Origin of the sequence: Helicobacter didelphidarum, assembly GCF_003364195.1 — a bacterium.
Taxonomy (GTDB): domain Bacteria; phylum Campylobacterota; class Campylobacteria; order Campylobacterales; family Helicobacteraceae; genus Helicobacter_A; species Helicobacter_A didelphidarum.
Window position 1 is genome coordinate 1 of the sequence record NZ_NXLQ01000203.1, and the last position, 496, is coordinate 496.

Below are 496 nucleotides of genomic sequence, written 5' to 3' on the forward strand. Positions count from 1 at the left end.
AAGACAAATACTTGTGCTAAATGTCCTCCTAGTGAATGCCCTGTAAGGATAAGCTTAGATTCTAAGCTTTGTGATGAAAGTTCTTGTCCTAAGCTATCTTTGTCATATGTGAGGTTATCCTTTCTTGATAATGCGTGAAGTTTGATTTGAGCGATAATCTCATATTTCAAATCAGCTAGAGCTATTATTTGTGTAGTAGAATATCCTGTGGTAGCCATTAATGTATCTGCTATAAGCACATCTTTTATAATTTCTACTCCTTTTGCTTCTGTGCCACGAAAGGCTAAGATATAGTTTTTGTTGTCTGTATCATAAAATACACTTGATGAATATCCACTAAGAGTATTTGGGATATGATGGATAAGCTCATAGCGTTCAACAAAGTTTTGAGTGCGTTGGGAGAGAGTGTATTTTTTATCATCTTTATTATCTTCGTCATCTTTAGATTGTATATTTTTAGGGTCATTATTTATTTCAATATACTTGTTATCATTTG

Annotated in this window: 1 pseudogene; it reads right to left on the reverse strand. The window is 32.9% G+C overall.

The annotated features are described in order from the left end of the window. A pseudogene (locus CQA53_RS11950) lies at nt 1-496 on the reverse strand (hypothetical protein); the annotation flags it as partial.